Genomic DNA, 20,921 nt, shown 5'->3' on the forward strand with positions numbered 1-20,921 from the left:
GAGGACGGAGAGGTTCAGAACTGGCTGGCGTACTGGTCGGCGGAGAAACCCACCGAGACCTTGCCATGGTGCGCGAGCACCGGGCGCTTGATCAGCGAAGGGCTTTGCTGCATCAGCGCGATGGCGCCGGCCTCTTCCTCGGCGCGGGCCTTGTCGGCGTCCGACAGCGCGCGCCAGGTGGTGCCCTTGCGGTTGAGCAGGGTCGCCAGCGGCACGTGCTTCAGCCAGCCGCGCAGCATGGCTTCATCGACGCCTTGCTTCTTGAAATCGTGGAAGGTGTAGGCAACGCCGTTGGCGTCCAGCCAGGTGCGGGCCTTCTTGACGGTGTCGCAGTTCGGGATGCCGTAGAGCAGGACGGTCATGGCGTGTCGGGTCTTGTGCTGGGGTTCAGCGGTTCAGCGATTCAGCGATTCAACGGAAAAGCAGGTTCAGGGCGATCACCAGGCCGCCGAGGCCAAGCGCCACGCCGGCCATGGCCACGGTCGTCATCAGGCGCAGGCGGCGGTCCAGCCGTGCCGCTTCCTTGCGCAGCGCGTCGATGGTGATGGCATGCTGCTCGGCGAGCAATTTGACCGCCTCGGCCTGCTGCACGGCGGCGGCTTCCAGTTCCGCGATGCGTGCGGCCGGGTCGCGCGTTTCCGGCGCGCCGCCTTCCGTGGCGTCGTCCTTGCGCCGGCCTTTCTTGATCTTGTCGATGGTCTTGTTGGCCTGTTCGAGGATCGTGGGCAGGAGGGAGAGGACAGTGCTGACGGTGGTGGGATCCAGGGCCATGAGTCGCTTGCGGAGGGAAGGCACGTCGCGGGCGGTGTGGCGGAGCGGCGGGGTGATGCAAGGGATGGCCCGGCAGGCCGCCCCGCGCGTGGCGGAGCATGCCGGGCCGGGCCGGCCGCGGGCGATCAGTCGCCGCGCAGCAGGTCGTTCAGGCTGGTCTTGGCGCGGGTCTGCGCGTCGACCTTCTTGACGATCACGGCGCAGTACAGGCTGTACTTGCCATCCTTGGACGGCAGGTTGCCCGCCACCACGACCGAGCCGGCCGGCACGCGGCCATAGTGGATCTCGCCGGTTTCGCGGTCGTAGATCTTGGTCGACTGGCCCAGGTACACGCCCATCGAGATGACCGAGTTCTCTTCGACGATCACGCCTTCCACGACTTCCGAACGGGCGCCGATGAAGCAGTTGTCTTCGATGATGACCGGGTTGGCCTGCAGCGGCTCCAGCACGCCGCCGATGCCCACGCCGCCCGACAGGTGGACGTTCTTGCCGATCTGCGCGCAGGAACCGACGGTGGCCCAGGTGTCGACCATGGTGCCTTCATCGACATAGGCGCCGATGTTGACGTACGACGGCATCAGCACGGCGTTCTTGGCGATGAACGAACCGCGGCGGGCCACGGCGGGCGGCACTACGCGGAAGCCGGCCTTGGCGAAGTCGTCGGCGCTCCAGTTGGCGAACTTGGTCGGGACCTTGTCGTAGAACTGGGCGAAGCCGCCGGCGCTCATCGGCGCGTTGTCTTCCAGGCGGAACGACAGCAGCACGGCCTTCTTGACCCACTGGTTGACGATCCAGTCCTTGCCTTGCTTCTCGGCCACGCGCAGCGTGCCGGCATCGAGCTGGCCGATGACGTTGGCGACAGCCTCGCGGATATCGTTGGGGGCGGACTTGGGCGACAGGCTGGTGCGGTCTTCCCAGGCCTGGTCGATCAGGGCTTGCAGAGCTTGCGTCATTTGGGTTTCTTCAGTGGTTGTTTGGAGAAGGCGCGGCCGTCAGGCCGCGCCACGGTATGCGTTGGATCCCGACGGATCAGCCCAGCGACTTGCAGAATTCCACGATCCTGCGTGCGCCTTCCAGGCATTCCTCCGGCGTGGCCACCAGCGCCATGCGCACGCGGTTCGCACCGGGGTTGATGCCGCCGGCCTCGCGTGCCAGGTAGCTGCCTGGCAGCACCGTGACGTTCTGCGCGGCCAGCAGCCGCGCGGCGAACTCGACGTCGGTCAGGCCCGTGCGCGAGACATCGGCCCACAGGTAGAAGCCGGCGTCGGGCAGCGCCACGTCGAGTACCTCGGCGAGCATCGGCGTCACCTCGCTGAACTTGCGCACATAGGCGGCGCGGTTCTCGCGCACGTGCGCCTCGTCGTTCCAGGCGGCAATGCTGGCGGTCTGCACGGCCGGATTCATCGCGCCGCCGTGGTAGGTACGGTATAGCAGGAATTTCTTGAGCAGGGCGGCATCGCCGGCGACGAAGCCAGAGCGCAGGCCCGGCACGTTCGAGCGCTTGGACAGGCTCGAGAACATCACCAGCCGTTCGAAGCCGCGGCCCAGCTTGTGGGCGGCCTCGAGTGCACCCAGCGGCGCGCGGCTCTCGTCGAAGTAGATCTCCGAGTAGCACTCGTCCGAGGCGATCACGAAGCCGTACTTGTCCGACAGCGCGAACAGCTGCTTCCAGTCGTCGAGCGACAGCACCGCGCCGGTCGGGTTGCCGGGCGAGCAGACGAACAGCAGCTGCACCTTCTGCCAGACCTCGTCGGCAATGCGGTCGAACGCCGGCGCGAAGTTGCGGTCCGGGTCGCTGTTCGCGAACACCGGCGTTGCGCCCGCGAGCAGCGTGGCGCCTTCATAGATCTGGTAGAACGGGTTCGGGCACAGCACCAGCGCGCCGGGGCGGGTGCCGTCGACCACGGTCTGCGCGAAGGCGAAGAGCGCTTCGCGCGAGCCGGTCACCGGCAGCACCTCGGTTGCCGCGTTGACCTTGGGCAGCCCGTACCGGCGTTCCAGCCAGGCGGCGATGCACTGTCGTAGTGCATCGGAACCGGCCGTTGTGGGATAATTCGCCAGCCCCGCCAGCGACCCGGCCAGCGCCTGCTTGATGAACTCGGGCGTGGGGTGCTTGGGCTCGCCAATGCCGAAGCTGATCGCCCGCTTTTCGGCCGGTTTCACTTGCGCGAAGAGCACCCGCAGTTTCTCGAAGGGGTAGGGCTGGAGCAGGTCGAGGCGCGGATTCACGTTCTGGATGGGGCCGGTTGAAACCCAGCATTATAAGGGCATGGCGCGCTTTCCCGCGCGATGGCGCGGCCCGCGCGGCGCATCCGGTGTGTGGATGCCGGGCATCACCGGCATGTGATGCCGCCGGCGGATGCGCGGGTTTTGCCTGTCAGGCCGGCCACCTGTAACGATTTTCAAATGACCAAGAATAATATTGCGGCGCAGCATGGCGCCGCCGACCGCCATTCGGTCAAGTCTTCGCTTTCGATCCTGATCGGTGCCTCGGTTTGGGGCATCGCCTGGTTCCCATACCGCGTGCTGGCTGGCTGGGGGCTGGGTGGCATGAGCGCCGCGGCGCTCGTGAGTAGCGCTGCGGCCATCGTGTCGCTGCTGGCATTCCGCAAGCAACTGCGCGGCATGCGCGCGTCATGGCTGTTCGTGGCGATTGGCCTGGCCGCGGGCGTGACCAACGCGGGCTTTGTCTGGGGCAGCGTGAACGGGCACGTCATGCGCGTGCTGCTGCTGTTCTACCTGACCCCGGTCTGGACCGCGCTGTTCGCGCGGGTGTTCCTGGGCGAACGGCTGTCGGCGGGCGGGCTGGCGCTGATTGCGCTCGCGTTGTCCGGCGCCGGCCTGATGCTGTGGACACCCGAGGTCGGCGTGCCCCTGCCGGGGAGTGCCGCGGAATGGTCCGGGCTGGTTGGCGGCATGGGCTTCGCCGTGAACAACGTGCTGTCGCGGCGGGCCGGGCAGCGGTTTCCCGATATGGATGCGCGGCTGCGCACGGTCGTGGTCTACCTGGGCTGTACGGCGGTCGGCGTGCCTTGCGCGCTGCTGCTCGATGCGCCATCGGCGGTGATCGTGCCAGGCGCGGGCGCCGCCGTGGCGGCCCTGGTGGCCGGGCTGGCGGCGGTGCTGGTGGTGAGCAATTCCGTGGTCCAGTATGGGCTGCAGCGCTTGCCCGCCAATCGCGTGTCGCTGCTGATGCTGTTCGAGATCGTGGTGGCCGCGGTGTCGTCCTGGTGGCTGGCAACCGAGACGCTGAGCTGGAAGGAGGCCGCGGGCGGCCTCTGCATCGTTGCCGCCGGCGCGCTCTCGGGGCTGGTGCATCGCAGTCGCCGCACACCGGAAGCCGTGGCGGCCGGCGCCGAAGCCGCGGCCTGAGCGGGACGGCTGCGGGTCAGTGGAGCATGACCCGCGACACGACGGCCACCAGCGGCCTGCGTACGGCGCGTTCCAGCGTGGCATGCAGGTTCAGCGGCCGCAGCAGCATTTTCACGGTCATTTCCACAGGCAGATGGCGTCGGACCACGGCGCTGACGCGCGAGTTGAGCGCCCTGACTTCGTGTTCCGGGATGTCCTCTTGCCCGAGCTCCATGCGCAGCACATTGCGCAGCGCGATGGCCGCATCCTCGTTCTTGATTTCGAGCAGCCGTCGCGCCAGGGCGCCGAGCACCCTGGCGCGGCCAAGCCGCTCGGACTCGGCAAAGCGGTTGAAGAAGCGGTAGAAGTGCTTGTAGTGCCGGACCTCGTCGTTGGCAATGCGGCGCGTCAGGGTGCGCAGCACCGGTTCGTCGCTGGCCTGTTCCAGCGCGCGATAGTAGGCCGCCGTGCCGGTCTCGACGACGCAGCGGGCGGCCATTTCCAGTGCTTCGGTTGGCTCGAACTGGTCGATGGAGCAGGTCAGGCTGTATTCCTCGAAAAAGCGTTCGTAGCCGCGTTCCCAGTCGAATTCCGGCCAGACATGCTCGACATAGCGGCGCAGCGCCAGGCCATGCTGCAGTTCCTCGGCTTCCCAGTGGTCGGACAGCCACCCGGCGGCTTCCGGCACCGCGGCGTAGTAGGTCGCAAGGTTGCCGGCGTAGGTGTCGGATCCGCTCTCGATAAACGATGCCGACACCAGCAGGTAGAACAGGTCGCGGTTGCCGCGCACGCGCTCGGACTGGATTGCCCCGTAATCAATCTCGCTGACAGACCACGGCAGGCTTGCCGCTGACGGCTGGGTCATGCTGGATCCTCCGCAAAGCGCCGGACGCCGCTTGGGACCTGTGGTCCGGAGAGCATTCGGCGTCACGCTGGCATGTCTGAGAGACTAGCATTTACCCTAGTTGGTTTCCCGGTTGTTACATAACTGTTGCGATATGGTCTTTGGGCGGGCGCTCGAGAGGTGCTTGCAGAGACGCTCGTAAATGACTGTCCGCAAAGGGAAAGTGCTCCGGAAAAATGCCGTGAAGCCCACTGCCGGAGTGGCCGGAACGCCGGGTTGCGATGGTATGATTACCGCCAATTCTCCGGGCACGGGGGGCGAGAAGGGACGCTGGCGGCACGCCGCGTCCGCCCGTCCGCGTGCGCCGCTCATTCCTGAACGCTCTAATGCTGCGCGCGCTGCCATCAGCGCCGATACCACACGACAACCGTGCGACTATCTTCGATCAAGCTGGCGGGCTTCAAATCATTCGTCGATCCGACCAATTTCCAGGTGCCCGGCCAACTGGTCGGGATCGTAGGTCCCAACGGCTGCGGTAAATCCAACATCATCGATGCAGTCCGCTGGGTGCTGGGCGAGTCACGTGCGTCCGAGCTGCGTGGCGAATCCATGCAGGACGTCATCTTCAACGGTTCCACGGCCCGCAAGCAGGCTGGCCGGGCCAGCGTCGAACTGGTCTTCGACAATGCCGAGGGCCGTGCCGCCGGCCAGTGGAGCCAGTATGCCGAGGTGGCGGTCAAGCGCGTGCTGACGCGCGACGGCACCTCGTCCTATTACATCAACAACCAGCCGGTACGCCGCCGCGATATCCAGGACATCTTCCTGGGCACGGGCCTGGGGCCGCGCGCCTACGCGATCATCGGGCAGGGCATGATCTCGCGCATCATCGAGGCCAAGCCCGATGACATGCGGATCTTCCTGGAAGAGGCCGCCGGCGTATCCAAGTACAAGGAACGCCGCCGCGAGACCGAGAACCGCCTGTCCGACACGCGCGAGAACCTGACCCGCGTGGAAGATATCCTGCGCGAACTCGGCGCCAACCTCGACAAGCTCGAAGGGCAGGCCGAGGTCGCGCAGCGCTTCAAGACGCTGCAGGCCGATGGCGAAGAGAAACAGCAACTGCTGTGGCTGCTGCGCAAGCGCGAGGCGCAGGTCGAGCAGGAGCGCCACCAGCGCGCCATCGAACAGGCCCAGATCGACCTGGAAGCCCAGACGGCGCAGCTGCGCCACGTCGAGGCCGAACTCGAAACCATGCGTGTCGCGCACTATGCGGCCTCCGACGGCATGCACGCGGCGCAGGGCGCGCTGTACGAGGCCAATGCCGAAGTCAGCAAGCTGGAAGCCGAGATCCGCTACGTGGTCGAGTCGCGCAACCGCGTGCAGGCCCAGATCGCGGCGCTGACGGCCCAGCGCGAGCAGTGGCAGGCCAAGTCGGAGCAGGCCAGCGACGAAATCGCGCAGGCCGAGGAAGACCTGGCCGTGTCCGAAGGGCGCACCGTGCAAGCGCAGGAAGCGGTGGCCCAGAAGAATGAAGAGCTGCCCACGCTCGAAGCGCAGTGGCGCGATGCGCAGCAACTGCTCAACGAGCAGCGCTCCGGCATCATGCAGGCGGAGCAGGCGCTCAAGCTCGAAGCCGCGCAGCAGCGCAGCGCCGACCAGATGCTGCAGCAGCTCGAACAGCGCCGCGAACGCCTGTCCGCCGAGGAAAAGGGGCTGGACCGGCCAGACGAGACGCGGCTGGAGCAGGCGCGTGCCGAACTGGCCGAGCAGGAAGCGGTCCTGGAGGAAGCGCAGGCCATCCTGGCCGATGCCGAGGACAGCGTGCCGCGCCTCGACGGCGAGCGCCGTGCCGCGCAGGAGCGCGTGCAGAGCGAAGCCTCCGCGATCGCTGCGCTGGAAGCGCGGCTGTCCGCGCTGAAGCAGCTGCAGGAAAACGTGCAGACCGACGGCAAGGTGCAGCCGTGGCTGGCCAAGCACGGCCTGTCCGAACTGCCGCGGCTGTGGAAGAAGGTCCATATCGAGCCGGGCTGGGAAAACGCGCTGGAATCGGTGCTGCGCGAAAAGCTCGCCGCGCTCGAGGTGTCGAACCTGGACTGGGTCAAGGCCTTCCTGTCGGACGCGCCACCCGCCAAGCTGGCGTTCTATTCGCCGCCGCCCGCGGCGCGGCCGATGGAAGCGCCCGCAGGCCTGCGTCCGCTGATGTCGCTGGTGCAGATCACCGAGCCAGGCATCCGCGCGGTGATGCAGGACTGGCTCGCCGATATCTATACGGCCACGGACATGGCGCAGGCGCTGGGCGCGCGCAACACGCTGCCCGACGGGGCGTCGTTCGTGGTGGCCGAAGGGCACCTGATCGGCCGCAACGCCATCCAGATCTACGCGGCCGATTCCGAGCAGGCGGGCATGCTGGCCCGCGAGCAGGAGATCGAGAACCTGCAGAAGCAGGCGCGTGCGCAGGCGCTGCTGTCGGACGAGGCCAAGAGCCAGGCCGTGCGCGCCGAAGCCGCCTATACGCAAGCGAGCCAGGCACTGGCCGAGGCGCGCACGCGCGGCGAGCAGGCGACGCGCCGCGCGCATGCGTTGCAGATGGACGTGCTCAAGCTGTCGCAGGCGATGGAGCGCTACGCCGCACGCAGTGGCCAGATCCGCGAGGAACTGGACGAAATCGGCGCACAGATCGACGAGCAACGCGCCATCCGTGCCGAATCCGAAGCGAGCTTCGAGCAGCACGATGCCGCGCTGGCCGAGATGCAGGCCACGCATGAAGACCAGCAGATGGCGTTCGAGGCGCTGGACAGCAAGCTGTCGTCGGCGCGCCACCAGCTGCGCGACCTCGAGCGCGCGGCGCAGGAGGCGGTCTTTGCCGAGCGCAACCTGGCCAGCCGCATCGACGAGCTGCACCGCAATATCCAGGTCGCCAGCGACCAGGCCGAACGCATTGCCGAATCGCTCGAGAACGCACGCGCGGAACTCGAGACGATCAATGAGCAGACCGCTCACACCGGCCTGCAGGATGCGCTGGAACGGCGCGCCGAGAAGGAAGAGAAACTCGGTGCCGCACGCATCGAGCTCGATGCGCTGTCGGCGCAGCTGCGCCAGCACGACGAACAACGCCTGTCCGCGGAACGCAGCCTGCAGCCGCTGCGCGACCGCATCACCGAATGCCAGCTCAAGGAGCAGGCCGCGCGCCTGAACCAGGAGCAGTTCAGCGAGCAGCTGAGCGCCGCGCAGGTCGACGAGGCGGCGCTGGCCGACAAGCTGACAGGGGATCTCAAGCCGTCTTACCTGCAGGGCGAAGTCACGCGCATCAACAACGCCATCAATGCGCTGGGCCCGGTCAACATGGCCGCGCTCGACGAACTGGCGGCGGCGCGCGAACGCAAGACCTTCCTCGACGCACAGTCGGCCGACCTGAACGATGCGATCACCACGCTGGAAGACGCCATCGCCAAGATCGACCAGGAAACCCGCGCGCTGCTGCAAGGCACGTTCGACCAGGTCAACCACCATTTCGGCGAGCTGTTCCCGTCGCTGTTCGGTGGCGGCCAGGCGCGCCTGATCATGACCGGCGAGGAAATCCTCGACGCCGGCGTGCAGGTGATGGCGCAGCCGCCGGGCAAGAAGAACTCAACCATTCATTTGTTGTCGGGCGGCGAAAAGGCGCTGACCGCGATTGCGCTGGTGTTTGCCATGTTCCAGCTCAATCCGGCCCCGTTCTGCCTGCTGGACGAGGTGGACGCCCCGCTCGATGACGCCAATACGGAGCGCTACGCCAATATGGTGGCCCGCATGTCGGACAAGACGCAGTTCGTCTTCATTTCGCACAACAAGATCGCCATGGAAATGGCGCACCAGCTGATCGGCGTGACCATGCAGGAGCAGGGCGTGTCGCGCATCGTGGCGGTGGACATGGATGCGGCGGTGTCGATGGCGGAGGCAGCATGAGTGTCAACATGGACCTTCAGACCGCGCTGATCGTCGCCGGTCTTGTTTTCCTGGGCCTGCTGTTCGGCTACAACCAGTGGCAGATCCGCAAGGCGCGCCGCCCGCGCGAGCTGCGCCCCGAGGATGATCTGCCGCCGATGCGCGAGCCTGTGGTTGGCGAGGCCACCAAGCCGGAAGTGGCCGCCAAGCTGCACGAGGCACCGCCGCCGGAGCACGTCGAGCGGCGCGAGCCTACCCTGACGCCGGCCACGCGCCCTGCACAGCATGAAGTGGCGGCGGTGGCCGCTTCCGTCGCGGCCAGTTCGGCGGACGCCGACGAGGCCGTGGCAGATGAGGTGGCGCTGGCGGCGGCACCGTCCGCATCCGCCGTGGCCGAGCCCGAGGCGGAAGCAGAAGCGGAAGCAGAAGCCGGTCGCCACGCGCAAGCCGAGGTGGTGCCGCCGGCCAAGGTGGCTGAGCCGGTGGTGCCCGACGGCCAGCCGCAGCCGGCCACGATCGATCCGCTGATCGACTGCATCGTGCCGCTGCACCTGGAGCGCAAGGCCTCGGGCGACCGCATCCTGCCGCTCACGGGGCGGCTGCGCCGCGCCGGCACCAAGCAGATCCATATCGAGGGCCTGCGTGTGGAAGCCAATGCCTGGGAGCCGGTGACCGCCGGCCACCAGTACGAGGACCTGCAGGTGGCCGTGCAGCTCGCCAGCCGCAGCGGCCCGCTCAATGCGCTGGAGTTCTCCGAATTCGTGAACGCGGTGGAAGCGCTGGCCGAGTCGCTGGACGCCTCGGCCGACCTGCCGGACATGGGCGAGACCGTCGCGAACGCGCGCGAGCTGGATAGTTTCGCCGCAAGCTGCGACGTGCAGCTCGGCGTCAATGTGATCTCGGACGGCGCGCCGTGGTCGGCTGCCTATGTGCAGAACGTGGCGACGCAGGACGGCCTGGTGCTGTCGCGCGACGGTACGCGCTTCATCCGTTACCTGGCCAACGCCGAGGGCGTGCAGCGCCCGCTGTTCGCGCTGCAGTTCGGCGACACGAACTTCCTGCGCGACGACCTGACCGTCAAGGGCGGTGGCCAGATCACGCTGCTGCTCGACGTGCCGCAGGCCGACCAGGGGGGCAAGCCGTTCAAGACCGTTTGCGAATACGGCTACTCGCTGGCCCAGCGCATGGGCGCGCAACTGGTCGACGACAATATGCGGCCGCTGACCGAGGCATCGTTCGTCGCGATCTTCAACCAGCTCGAGGCCCTCTACCAGAAGCTGGAGGCGCGCGGCATGCCCGCCGGTTCGCCGGTAGCGGTACGATTGTTCAGCGTCTAGCCGGAGCCTGTCATGAACGCAACCCATCGCGGTGCGCAGGCTGATGCCTCCGCACCGGCTGGCGGCTTGCCGCCCGCAGCCGCAGCCGAACGCGTGCAATGGCTGCGCGAGGAACTGGATCGCCACAACTACCAGTACTACGTGCTGGATGCGCCGACGATTCCTGATGCCGAATACGATGCGCTCTTTTCCGAGCTGCAGGCACTGGAAACCGAGCATCCGGAACTGCTGACGCCCGATTCGCCGACGCAGCGCGTGGGCGGCGCACCGTTGTCGGCGTTCGATACGGTGCGCCACCGCGTGCCGATGCTGTCGCTCAATAACGGCTTTTCGGACGAGGACGTGATCGGCTTTGACCGCCGCTGCGCGCAAGGGCTCGGGCGTAGCGCCGCGGCCGGCGTACAGGATCTGTTCAGTGCCGCGGAAGCCGTCGAGTACTCGTGCGAGCTGAAGTTCGACGGCCTGGCGATGTCGCTGCGCTATGAGGACGGCCGGCTGGTGCAGGCGGCGACGCGCGGAGACGGCGAGACCGGCGAAGACGTGACGGTGAATGTGCGCACCATCAAGGCAATTCCGCTCAAGCTGCGTGGCGTGGCGCCGCCGGTGCTCGAAGTGCGCGGCGAAGTCTTTATGTACCGGCGCGATTTCGACAAACTTAATGCGCGCCAGGCCGAGGCCGGCGAAAAGACTTTCGTCAACCCGCGCAATGCCGCTGCCGGCAGCCTGCGCCAGCTCGACCCGCGCATTACCGCGAAGCGTCCGCTGTCGTTCTTCGCCTATGGCCTTGGCGAGTTGCAGGGCCTGGAGCGTCCCGCCACGCACAGCGCCATGCTGGACGGCTTTGCCACCATGGGGCTTCCGGTCTGCCAGGAGCGCGCCGTGGTGAAGGGCGCGCAGGGCCTGCTCGATTTCTACCGTAAGGTGGGCGAGCAGCGCGACCAGCTTCCGTACGACATCGATGGCGTGGTCTACAAGGTCAACGCGCTGGCCGAGCAGGACCAGCTCGGCTTCGTGTCGCGCGCGCCGCGCTTCGCGCTGGCGCACAAGTTCCCGGCGCAGGAGATGACCACCATCGTCGAGGACATCGAAGTGCAGGTCGGCCGCACTGGTGCGATTACGCCGGTAGCGCGCCTGCAGCCGGTGTTCGTTGGCGGCGTGACGGTGACCAATGCCACGCTGCACAACGAGGACGAGGTGCGCCGCAAGGACGTGCATATCGGCGATACCGTGATCGTGCGCCGTGCCGGCGACGTGATTCCGGAGGTCGTGGCGGTGGTGCCGGAGCGGCGTCCGGAAGGTGCGCGGGCCTTCGTGATGCCGGCCAAGTGCCCGGTTTGCGGTTCGCATATCGAGCGCCTGGAGGACGAGGCCATCGCGCGCTGCACCGGCGGCCTGATCTGCGCCGCGCAGCGCAAGCAGGCGCTGCTGCATTTCGCGCAGCGCCGGGCCATGGACATCGAGGGACTGGGCGACAAGGTGGTGGAGCAGGTGGTGGACCAGGGCATCGTCCACACGCCGGCCGATCTCTACAAGCTCGGCGTGGCCAAGCTGGCCGCGCTGGACCGCATGGCCGACAAGTCGGCCGGCAACCTGGTGGCGGCCATCGAGGCATCGCGCAGCACCACGTTGAACCGGTTTATCTTTGCGCTGGGTATCCGGCATGTCGGCGAGGCCACGGCCAAGGACCTGGCGCGCCATTTCGGCAAGCTGGACGCGCTCATGGCGGCGGACGAGGCCGCGCTGCTCGAAGTCAACGATGTGGGCCCGGTGGTGGCGCAGTCGATCGTCAACTTCTTCGGCGAGCCGCACAACGTGGAGGTCATCGAGCAGTTGCGCGCGGCTGGCGTACACTGGCCGGAGAGCGAGCCCGCCGCCAGGGCACCGGCGCCGCTGGCCGGCAAGACCTTCGTGCTGACCGGCACCTTGCCGACGCTGTCGCGCGAGGCCGCCAAGGAAATGCTCGAGGCCGCCGGTGCCAAGGTGGCCGGGTCGGTATCGAAGAAGACTGACTACGTGGTGGCCGGCGCGGAAGCCGGCAGCAAGCTCGACAAGGCCGAGGCGCTGGGCGTGCCAGTGCTCGATGAAGCCGGCATGCTGGCGCTGCTGGACAGTGTCGGTGCAGGCCAACCGGGGAAACAGCAATGATCCGCGAGATTCTCAAGATGGGCGACCCGCGCCTGCTGCAGCTGGCACGGCCGGTGGAGCGCTTCAATACGCCCGAGCTGCGCACGCTCGTCGAAGACATGTTCGACACCATGGACCATGCCAACGGCGCGGGCCTGGCGGCGCCGCAGATCGGCGTGGACCTGCAGGTGGTGATCTTCGGCTTCGACCGCAATCCACGCTATCCCGATGCGCCCAAGGTGCCCAAGACGGTACTGATCAACCCGGTGCTCGAGGACCTGTCCGATGAGATCGAAGACGGCTGGGAAGGCTGCCTGTCGGTACCAGGGCTGCGTGGCGTGGTGCCGCGCCACAAGCGGCTGAAGTACAGCGGCTATGACCTGATGGGCGGCCGCATCGAACGTGTCGCCGAGGATTTTCACGCGCGCGTGGTGCAGCATGAATGCGACCACCTGCAAGGGATCCTGTACCCGATGCGCGTGCGTGACTTCACGCGTTTCGGCTTTACCGAGGTGCTGTTCCCGGAATTGCCGCCGAACGGCGACGATTGAAGGGGTCGTGACACCCATGTAAACGGGGCGCCATCTGGCGCCCCGTTTGCATTGGTGCCTGCCGGCGAGGTCGGCTCGCCGGCAGTGATGCAATGCCTCAGAACTTCTCGAACGGCCCCAGGAAGCGCCACTGTCCCGGCGGCAGGTCGCCCAGCACGACGCGGCCCATGCGCACGCGCTTGAGCCCGACCACCTCCAGGCCCACCTGTTCGCACATGCGGCGAATCTGGCGCTTGCGGCCTTCTCGCAGCACGAAGCGCAGCTGCTCCTCGTTCTGCCAGCTGACCTTGGCCGGCTTGAGGGTCACGCCGTCGAGCGACAGGCCGTGGCGCAGCAGCTCGAGCTTCTCTTCCGGGAAGACCGCGCTGACATTGCGCTCGACCACGCCCTCGGGCGAGTGCCATTGCACCCGCACCAGGTATTCCTTCTCGATGGTCGAATCCTCGCCGATCAGCGCGCGGGCCACGCGGCCATCCTGGGTCAGGACCAGCAGGCCGGTCGAGTCGATATCCAGGCGGCCGGCAGGGGCCAGGCTCTTGCGCTGCCACGGCGCAAAGCGCTTGCGCGTGGGGTCTTCCGACCACTGGTTCTCGGCAGTGAAGAGCACGGCGGCCGGCTCGTAGCCGTCTTCGGCCTGGCCGGAGACATAGCCCACCGGCTTGTTCATCAGGACCGTGACGCGCTCGCCTTGCTCGGAGCGGGCCGCCTGGAGGATCTCGATGCTGGCGTCGGGCCGCACGCGCGAGCCAAGCTCGGTCACGGGCTTGCCGTCGACCAGCACCCAGCCGCGCGGAATCCATTCGTCCGCTTCGCGGCGCGAGCACAGGCCCAGCTCGGACATGCGCTTGGACAGGCGGACGAGGCCGTCATCGTGGCCGGATTCATGGGCATCGCCGCCGGTGTGGGACGGCTGCTTGTCGGCGCGAGGCGGGCGCGTGCGGTCAGCGGCGTCGCTGAAGCGGCGCGCCGGCGCATCGCCGCGCCGGCCGCCGGAGTCCGGCGCGCGGCGCTGGCGGTCGTCGTCGCCAAAGCGGCGCGGACGGTTGTCGTCATCGCCATAGCGGCGCGGGCGCGGCGGACGGTTGTCGTCGCTGAAACGGCGGGGGCGTGCGTCGTCATTGCCGAAGCGGCGCGGCGCTTCACCGCCCTCATTGCGGCGCGGCGGACGGTTGTCGTCGCTGAAGCGGCGCGGGCGTGCATCGTCATTGCTGAAGCGGCGGGGCGCTTCACCGCCCTCATTGCGGCGCGGCGGACGGTTGTCGTCGCTGAAGCGGCGCGGGCGTGCATCGTCATTGCTGAAGCGGCGGGGCGCTTCACCGCCCTCATTGCGGCGCGGCGGACGGTTGTCGTCGCTGAAGCGGCGCGGGCGTGCATCGTCATTGCTGAAGCGGCGGGGCGCTTCACCGCCCTCATTGCGGCGCGGCGGACGGTTGTCGTCGCTGAAGCGGCGGGGGCGTGCGTCGTCATTGCCGAAGCGGCGCGGCGCCTCACCGCCCTCATTGCGGCGGGGCGGACGGTTGTCGTCGCTGAAACGGCGGGGGCGTGCGTCGTCATTGCCGAAGCGGCGCGGCGATTCACCGCCGTCGTTGCGGCGCGGTGGGCGGTTGTCGTCGCTGAAGCGGCGCGGGCGGTTGTCGTCATCACCGAAGCGGCGTGGGCGCGGCTCGTCGTCGCGGAACCGGCGCGGCGCTTCGCCACCCTCGGTGCGTCGCGGGCGCGGCGGACGATTGTCATCGGAGAAACGCCGGGTCCGCGCGTCGTCATCGGCAAAGCGGCGTGGACGGGCCTGACGCTCATCGTCGCCAAACCGGCGTGGTGGGCGATCGTCGTCGCCAAAGCGGCGCGGACGCGCCTGCCGCTCGCCGTCGGCCGGGCGGCCCTGGCGCGGTGCGCGGCCGGTGGCGGCGTCGGCGGGCGGCATCGGGCCCTTGGCGGACTTGTTGCCAGCGCCGCCTTGCGCGCGCCGGATGCCTTCGGCCACGGCCTGCACGCGCTTGCGGTTCAGGTCCGAAACGCGTACGGGCCGGTTGCCGGCCGGCTTGCGGGTGGCGGTGCCGTCGGGCGGCTTGATGCCGAGCGTCCTGCGCTTCGGGGAATTACTGTCGGTCATATCTTCAATGCTGCGCGGCCGGGTCAGATTTCCAGCGCGGCGAGCAAGTCCTGTTCAAGCTGAATCTGCAATCGGTTGTCGGCGGCAAGACGGCTGCCGTCGACGAGGAACACGTCTTCGACGCGTTCGCCAAGGGTATTGATGCGCGCCGTATGCACGGACACGCGATGTTTCGCCAGTACGCGCGTGATCGCGTAGAGCAGGCCGGTGCGGTCGTTGGCCGACAGCGACAGCAGGTAATACTGGCCGCGTTCGTCGGGCCGCAGGTCCACGCGCGGCTTGATCGGGAAGCTGCGCGACTGGCGCGACAGCCGGCCCTGGCTGGGCTCCGGCAGCGCGGCCTGCTGCTGCAGGCGGTCGCCCAGTTCATGTTCCACCAGCGCGAGGATGTCGCGATAGTTGCCGCCGTCGCCGACCATGCCGGGGTCGGTCACCTGGAACGTGTCCAGCGCGTAGCCGTGGCGGGTGGTGTGGATCTTGGCGTCCTGGATCGAGAACGCCTTGCGCTCGAAATAGCCGCAGATGCGGGCGAAGAGGTCGGGCTGGTCCTTGACATAGACCGCCACCTGCAGGCCCTCGCCGGCAGGGGAGATCCGCGCCTTCACCACGGGCACCGGGCTGTCCACCTTGTTGAACAGGTGGCGGGTCAGCCAGGCGATGTCGCGCGAATCGTGGCGCAGGAAGAAGGCCACGTCGAGCTGCGCCCACAGGGGCTTGCCCAGTTCGGGATCGAAGGCCTTCAGGCGCAGTTGCGCGATGGTTTCTTCCTGGCGCTGCGCCCAGACGGAATGCCGGTCGACCTTCGCGCCGCCCAGCACGCGCAGCGTGATGCGGTACAGGTCTTCGATCAGCTTGCCCTTCCACGCATTCCACACCTTGGGGCTGGTGCCGCGGATATCGGCCACGGTCAGCAGGTACAGCGCCGTCAGGTGGCGTTCGTCGCCAACCACGCGCGCGAAGGCGTGGACGACTTCGGGGTCGGTCAAGTCCTGCTTCTGTGCCACCTGGCTCATGGTCAGGTGGTGCTCCACGAGCCAGCAGATCAGGTCGGCGTCCTCGCGCGCAATCCCGTGCTGCTTGCAGAAGCGGCGTGCATCGACGGTGCCAAGCTTGGAGTGATCGCCGCCGCGGCCCTTGGCGATATCGTGGAACAGCGCTGCGACCGAAAGCACCCATGGCTTGTCGAAGCTCGCCATGAGCTGGCTGCAGAACGGGAATTCGTGCGTGTGCTCGACGATCGCGAAGCGGCGCATATTGCGCACCACCATCAGGATGTGCTGGTCCACGGTGTAGACGTGGAACAGGTCGTGCTGCATCTGGCCGACGATGCGCCGGAAATTGATCAGGTAGCGGCCCAGCACGCTGGTCTGGTTCATCAGGCGCAGCGCGTGGGTGATGCCTTGCGGCTCCTGCAGGATGGCCAGGAACAGGCGGCGGTTTTCCGGGTCGTTGCGCCAGCGCGCATCCATCACGGTGCGCGCGTTGTAGAGGCCGCGCAGCGTGCGCGGGGCCAATCCTTTGATGCCCGGCGTGCGTTCGTACAGCAGGAAGGTTTCGAGGATCGCGTGCGGATCGCTTTCGTAGAGGCCGTCGCTGGTGATTTCCAGCATGCCCTGGCGCTCGACGAAGCGCTCATTGATGACGCGGGTCACCTGTGATTCGCACGGGAACAGCAGCGCCTCGATATTGAGCAGCAGCACGCTGTTGAGCTGGGTCACCGCCTTGGCGGCCCAGTAGTAGCGGCGCATGAGCTGCTCGCTGGCGCGCTTGTTGTCGTTCTGGCGGTAGCCGAACGATTCGGCCAGCGCGGTCTGCAGGTCGAATACCAGCACGTCCTGGCGGCGCCCGGCGATGATATGCAGGCGCGCCCGAATGGTCTTCAGCAGGCGTTCGTTGCGGGCGAGTTCCTGGGCCTCGCGCTGCGTTAGCAAGCCCTTCTCGAACAGTTCCTTCCAGCTGTCGCCGAGGCCGGCGGCCCTGGTCATCCACAGGATCACCTGCAGGTCGCGCAGTCCGCCCGGGCTTTCCTTGCAGTTCGGCTCGAGCGAGTAGGGCGTGTCCTGGTACTTGGCATGGCGCTGGCGCATCTCCAGCAGCTTGGCCTGGAAGAAGGCGGCCGGGTCCACGTCGGCCTGGTGCCGTGTGCGCAGCGCATCGAACAGCTTGCGCTCGCCGGTCAGCAGGCGCGCCTCGAGCAGCGAGGTCTGGATGGTGATGTCCGCGCGGGCTTCGCGGATGCAGTCATCCACGGTGCGGACCGAGGACCCGATCTCCAGCCCCAGGTCCCAGCACATGCCGATGAACCGTTCGAGCCGGCTCGCAGTGCCGGCATCGGGCTCGGACGCCAGCAGCAGCAGCACGTCCACGTCGGAATACGGGAACAGCTCTCCGCGGCCGTAGCCGCCGACGGCGACCAGCGCAGCGTCGGCGGGCATGCCCAGCCCGCGCCAGGCTTCGACGAGCGCGGCGTCCACGGCGCGGCGCAGGCGCGTGATGAGCGTGCCGACCTGGGCCGTCAGGCTGAAATCGGCAAACAGGGCCTGCTTGTCGGCCTTCAACTGGTCGCGAACGCGTGCGGCGAGCAGGAGCTCCGGCGTGGTGTCCATAGGCAGGGCAGAATGGTTCGTGGGCACGGCTGGAAAAAGAAAGGCGCCTGTCAGGCGCCCCCAACTAAATTGCGGCTCAGGCCGCGACCGACTCCGTGATGAACGCGGGCGGCGCTGGCGTGGCAGCGGACACTGTCAGCACCTCGTAGCCGGTTTCGGTTACCAGCACGGTATGTTCCCACTGCGCCGACAGGCTGCGGTCGCGCGTCTTGACCGTCCACTGGTCGGGCATGGTGCGGATATCGCGCTTGCCGGCGTTGATCATCGGCTCGACCGTGAAGATCATGCCGGCCTTGATCTCGGCGCCGGTGCCCGCGCGGCCGTAGTGCAGGATCTGCGGATCTTCATGGAAGTTCTTGCCGATGCCGTGGCCGCAGTACTCGCGCACCACGCTGTAGCCCGCGGCTTCCGCATGGACCTGGATGGCGTGGCCGATATCACCCAGGCGGGCGCCGTTGCGCACTTGCGCGATGCCCTTCCACATGCACTCGTATGTCACCTGCGCCAGCCGCTTGGCCAGGATCGACGCTTCGCCGACCAGGAACATGCGGCTGGTGTCGCCGTAGTAGCCTTCCTTGGTGATGACCGTGATATCCAGGTTGATGGCGTCGCCGCTCTTGAGCACGCGGTCGCCGGGAATGCCGTGGCAGATCACGTCGTTGACCGAGGTGCAGATGGCGCCGGGGAAGGGCGGATAGCCCGGCGGCGCATAATTCAGCGGCGCCGGCACAGTGCCTTGTACGTCACGCATGTAGGCATGGCACAGGCGATCGAGTTCGCCGGTCGTCACACCGGGCTTGACGAACGGGGTGATGTAGTCGAGGACTTCGGAGGCAAGGCGGCAAGCCACGCGCATTTGGGCGATGTCTTCGGCGGTGTTCAGGTGGATGCTCATGCTGCTTCGCCAGAAAAAGTGACGGCGAGGCCACGGGCCGCGCCAGAATCGGATAGGGAATGTGGGATTATCGCACCATCGGGGCTGGATCGCAGCGCTTGGCCTGCAAACGGGGTCAGATGAAAGGCATTTCCCGCTGCCTCCGTCCCTGTAGCGGCAGTGTTGCGGTCCGCTTGAGTGATACGGGCATTTATTGCTAGAATAGCGGGCTGACTTGTTTGCAGTGCAGCATTTGCTGCTGTCAGTCGTTTTGAAGTCGTGAAATCGCTGGTCCGCCCATCCGGGGTGTTCCTCTTCAGGAATGTCGGGGCGGACTTCAGGCCTAACCCTATTGGAGAATTACATGTCCGTTACCATGCGCGAAATGCTGGAAGCCGGTTGCCACTTCGGCCACCAGACCCGCTTCTGGAACCCGAAGATGGCCCCCTTCATCTTCGGTCATCGCAACAAGATTCACATCATCAACCTCGAAAAGACGTTGCCGATGTTCCAGGACGCACTGAAGTACGTGCGTCAACTGGCCGCCAATCGCGGCACCATCATGTTCGTGGGCACCAAGCGCCAGTCGCGTGAAATCCTGGCTGAAGAAGCTGGCCGCGCCGGCATGCCCTACGTCGATGCCCGCTGGCTCGGCGGCATGCTGACCAACTTCAAGACGGTCAAGACCTCGATCAAGCGCCTGAAGGACATGGAAGCTGCCAAGGAAGCCGGCGCGCTGGAAACCATGAGCAAGAAGGAAGCGCTGATGTTCGAGCGCGAAATGATCAAGCTGGAAAAGTCGATCGGCGGCATCAAGGAAATGGGCGGCGTGCCTGACGCCATCTTCGTGGTGGACGTCGGCTACCACAAGATTGCCGTGACCGAAGCCAAGAAGCTGGGCATTCCCGTGATCGGCGTGGTCGATACCAACCACTCGCCGGAAGGCATCGACTACGTGATCCCGGGCAACGACGACTCGTCCAAGGCTGTGGCCCTGTACGTGCGCGGCGTGGCCGACGCGATCCTGGAAGGCCGTGCCAACGCCGTTCAGGAAGTCGTTGAAGCCGCTCGCGGCGGTGACGACTTCGTCGAAGTGCAGGAAGGCTGATTTCGGCTGCCGAGAGGACCCCGATCACGCGCATCGCCACGGAACGACCACAAGGCATCGGCCACCGGACCTGACAAAAGGTGCGGGGCGTTGCGCGGAGCCGGTCAAGACCGGCCTCGGCAAGGCGAAAAGAAAAAGGGGGCACATCCGGCGCCCCCTTTTTTTGAATTTGCAGTATCTGGATTGTTGTCATCCGCCGCAGGCAAGATCTGCCGCGGGTGAGGCTGTACACCCCCCGGCCGGTTGCCAGACAGGAAACTGGGGCACCCGGCGCGAACCATTCAAGGAGTGACAAATGGCGGCAATTACCGCAAGCATGGTGGCTGAACTGCGCGCGAAGACCGACGCGCCGATGATGGAATGCAAGAAGGCCCTGACCGAGGCCGAAGGCGACCTGAACAAGGCCGAAGAGCTGCTGCGCGTCAAGCTGGGCAACAAGGCCAGCAAGGCCGCGTCGCGCGTGACCGCTGAAGGCGTGGTGGCCTCGTTCATCGACGGCACCACCGGTGTCCTGGTCGAATTGAACTGCGAGACCGATTTCGTCTCCAAGAACGACGACTTCCTGGCGTTCTCGGCCAAGGTCGCCGAGCTGATCGCCAAGCAGAACCCGGCCGACGTGGCTGCGCTGTCGGCGCTGGAAATCGACGGCGTGAGCGTCGAGGCCACCCGTACCGCCCTGATCGGCAAGATCGGCGAGAACCTGACGATCCGCCGCTTTGTCCGCTACGCCAATGGCGGCAAGCTGGTTTCGTACCTGCACGGCACCCGCATCGGCGTGATGGTCGAGTTCGACGGCGACGAAGCCGCCGCCAAGGACGTCGCCATGCACGTGGCCGCCATGAAGCCGGTGTCGCTGTCGGCTGACCAGGTTCCCGCGGACCTGATCGCCAAGGAGCGCAGCATCGCCGAGCAGAAGGCTGCCGAGTCGGGCAAGCCGGCCGAAATCGCCGCCAAGATGGTGGAAGGTTCGGTCCAGAAGTACCTGAAGGAAGTGTCGCTGTTCAACCAGCCGTTCGTGAAGAACGACAAGCAGACCGTCGAGCAGATGCTCAAGGCTGCCAACACGACCGTGAAGGGCTTCACCCTGTACGTGGTGGGCGAAGGCATCGAGAAGAAGCAAGACGACTTCGCTGCCGAAGTGGCTGCCCAGGTGGCCGCTGCACAGAAGGGCTGATGTCCGGGGCGGGCCGGTGCCTCCCTTCCGGGTTGGCACGCCGCCTATAATGCCGAAGGGGCGCCGCGAGGTGCCCCTCTGTGTAAGTAGGATCGAAGCAGCAGCATCCGGCCCCGGCCGTGTGCGCTGCGACAGCCAGTTTCCGGC

General features: G+C 66.9%; 15 protein-coding genes. 7 read left to right on the forward strand and 8 right to left on the reverse strand.

What is annotated here, in order from left to right:
* Positions 1 to 14: 14 nt before the first annotated feature.
* From AC3FNH_RS13725 to dapC, 4 genes are all read right to left on the reverse strand, one after another.
* The gene (locus tag AC3FNH_RS13725; protein ID WP_488720423.1) at positions 15 to 362 is read right to left on the reverse strand and encodes an ArsC family reductase; all 348 of its coding nucleotides are present in this window, start codon (positions 360 to 362) and stop codon (positions 15 to 17) included.
* 49 nt (positions 363 to 411) lie between these two features.
* A complete protein-coding gene (locus AC3FNH_RS13730; RefSeq protein WP_276100328.1) occupies positions 412 to 771 on the reverse strand; it encodes a hypothetical protein in 360 nt (119 codons plus the stop codon).
* Positions 772 to 896: 125 nt separating this feature from the next.
* Positions 897 to 1,724 (reverse strand): 2,3,4,5-tetrahydropyridine-2,6-dicarboxylate N-succinyltransferase, encoded by an 828-nt coding sequence (gene dapD, locus AC3FNH_RS13735; protein ID WP_276100329.1) that lies wholly within the window; start codon positions 1,722 to 1,724, stop codon positions 897 to 899.
* Between the two features lie 76 nt (positions 1,725 to 1,800).
* Complete coding sequence (gene dapC / locus AC3FNH_RS13740; RefSeq protein ID WP_488720424.1) at positions 1,801 to 3,000, reverse strand: succinyldiaminopimelate transaminase; 1,200 nt, start codon at positions 2,998 to 3,000, stop codon at positions 1,801 to 1,803.
* Positions 3,001 to 3,177: 177 nt separating this feature from the next.
* Between dapC and AC3FNH_RS13745 the strand changes: the two genes are divergently transcribed.
* Positions 3,178 to 4,143, forward strand: coding sequence for a DMT family transporter (locus AC3FNH_RS13745; protein WP_276100331.1), 966 nt, complete (start codon positions 3,178 to 3,180; stop codon positions 4,141 to 4,143).
* A gap of 16 nt (positions 4,144 to 4,159) precedes the next feature.
* Here the strand turns inward: AC3FNH_RS13745 and AC3FNH_RS13750 are convergent, their stop codons facing one another.
* Positions 4,160 to 4,987, reverse strand: a complete 828-nt coding sequence (locus AC3FNH_RS13750; protein ID WP_488720425.1) for a ferritin-like domain-containing protein — start codon at positions 4,985 to 4,987, stop codon at positions 4,160 to 4,162.
* Between the two features lie 408 nt (positions 4,988 to 5,395).
* On the opposite strand from AC3FNH_RS13750, the gene smc reads away from it, so the two are divergent.
* Genes smc through def form a run of 4 tightly spaced genes read left to right on the forward strand, consistent with a single transcriptional unit; the run spans position 5,396 to position 12,902 of the window.
* Positions 5,396 to 8,911: a chromosome segregation protein SMC gene (gene smc, locus AC3FNH_RS13755; protein ID WP_488720426.1), complete on the forward strand. Its 3,516-nt coding sequence runs from the start codon at positions 5,396 to 5,398 to the stop codon at positions 8,909 to 8,911.
* Positions 8,908 to 10,227: a cell division protein ZipA C-terminal FtsZ-binding domain-containing protein gene (locus AC3FNH_RS13760; protein ID WP_488720427.1), complete on the forward strand. Its 1,320-nt coding sequence runs from the start codon at positions 8,908 to 8,910 to the stop codon at positions 10,225 to 10,227. Before smc ends, AC3FNH_RS13760 begins: the two co-directional genes overlap by 4 nt.
* A 12-nt stretch (positions 10,228 to 10,239) precedes the next feature.
* Positions 10,240 to 12,372, forward strand: a complete 2,133-nt coding sequence (gene ligA / locus AC3FNH_RS13765; RefSeq protein WP_488720428.1) for an NAD-dependent DNA ligase LigA — start codon at positions 10,240 to 10,242, stop codon at positions 12,370 to 12,372.
* Entirely contained in the window at positions 12,369 to 12,902 is a 534-nt protein-coding gene (def, locus tag AC3FNH_RS13770; protein ID WP_488720429.1) for a peptide deformylase, read from the forward strand. Before ligA ends, def begins: the two co-directional genes overlap by 4 nt.
* A gap of 97 nt (positions 12,903 to 12,999) precedes the next feature.
* On the opposite strand, the gene AC3FNH_RS13775 is transcribed toward def, so the two are convergent.
* The 3 genes from AC3FNH_RS13775 to map form a co-directional block, all read right to left on the reverse strand.
* Complete coding sequence (locus AC3FNH_RS13775) at positions 13,000 to 15,012, reverse strand: pseudouridine synthase (protein WP_488720430.1); 2,013 nt, start codon at positions 15,010 to 15,012, stop codon at positions 13,000 to 13,002.
* 23 nt (positions 15,013 to 15,035) lie between these two features.
* Complete coding sequence (locus AC3FNH_RS13780; protein ID WP_276100339.1) at positions 15,036 to 17,618, reverse strand: [protein-PII] uridylyltransferase; 2,583 nt, start codon at positions 17,616 to 17,618, stop codon at positions 15,036 to 15,038.
* Between the two features lie 76 nt (positions 17,619 to 17,694).
* Positions 17,695 to 18,513, reverse strand: coding sequence for a type I methionyl aminopeptidase (gene map / locus AC3FNH_RS13785; RefSeq protein WP_276100340.1), 819 nt, complete (start codon positions 18,511 to 18,513; stop codon positions 17,695 to 17,697).
* Positions 18,514 to 18,856: 343 nt separating this feature from the next.
* Here map and rpsB point away from each other — a divergent pair, with 343 nt between their 5' ends.
* Positions 18,857 to 19,600 (forward strand): 30S ribosomal protein S2, encoded by a 744-nt coding sequence (gene rpsB, locus AC3FNH_RS13790; protein WP_276100341.1) that lies wholly within the window; start codon positions 18,857 to 18,859, stop codon positions 19,598 to 19,600.
* Positions 19,601 to 19,895: 295 nt separating this feature from the next.
* Positions 19,896 to 20,774, forward strand: a complete 879-nt coding sequence (tsf, locus tag AC3FNH_RS13795) for a translation elongation factor Ts (protein ID WP_276100342.1) — start codon at positions 19,896 to 19,898, stop codon at positions 20,772 to 20,774.
* Positions 20,775 to 20,921 lie beyond the last annotated feature (147 nt).

Source organism: Cupriavidus sp. 22TCCZM01-5 (genome assembly GCF_057798915.1).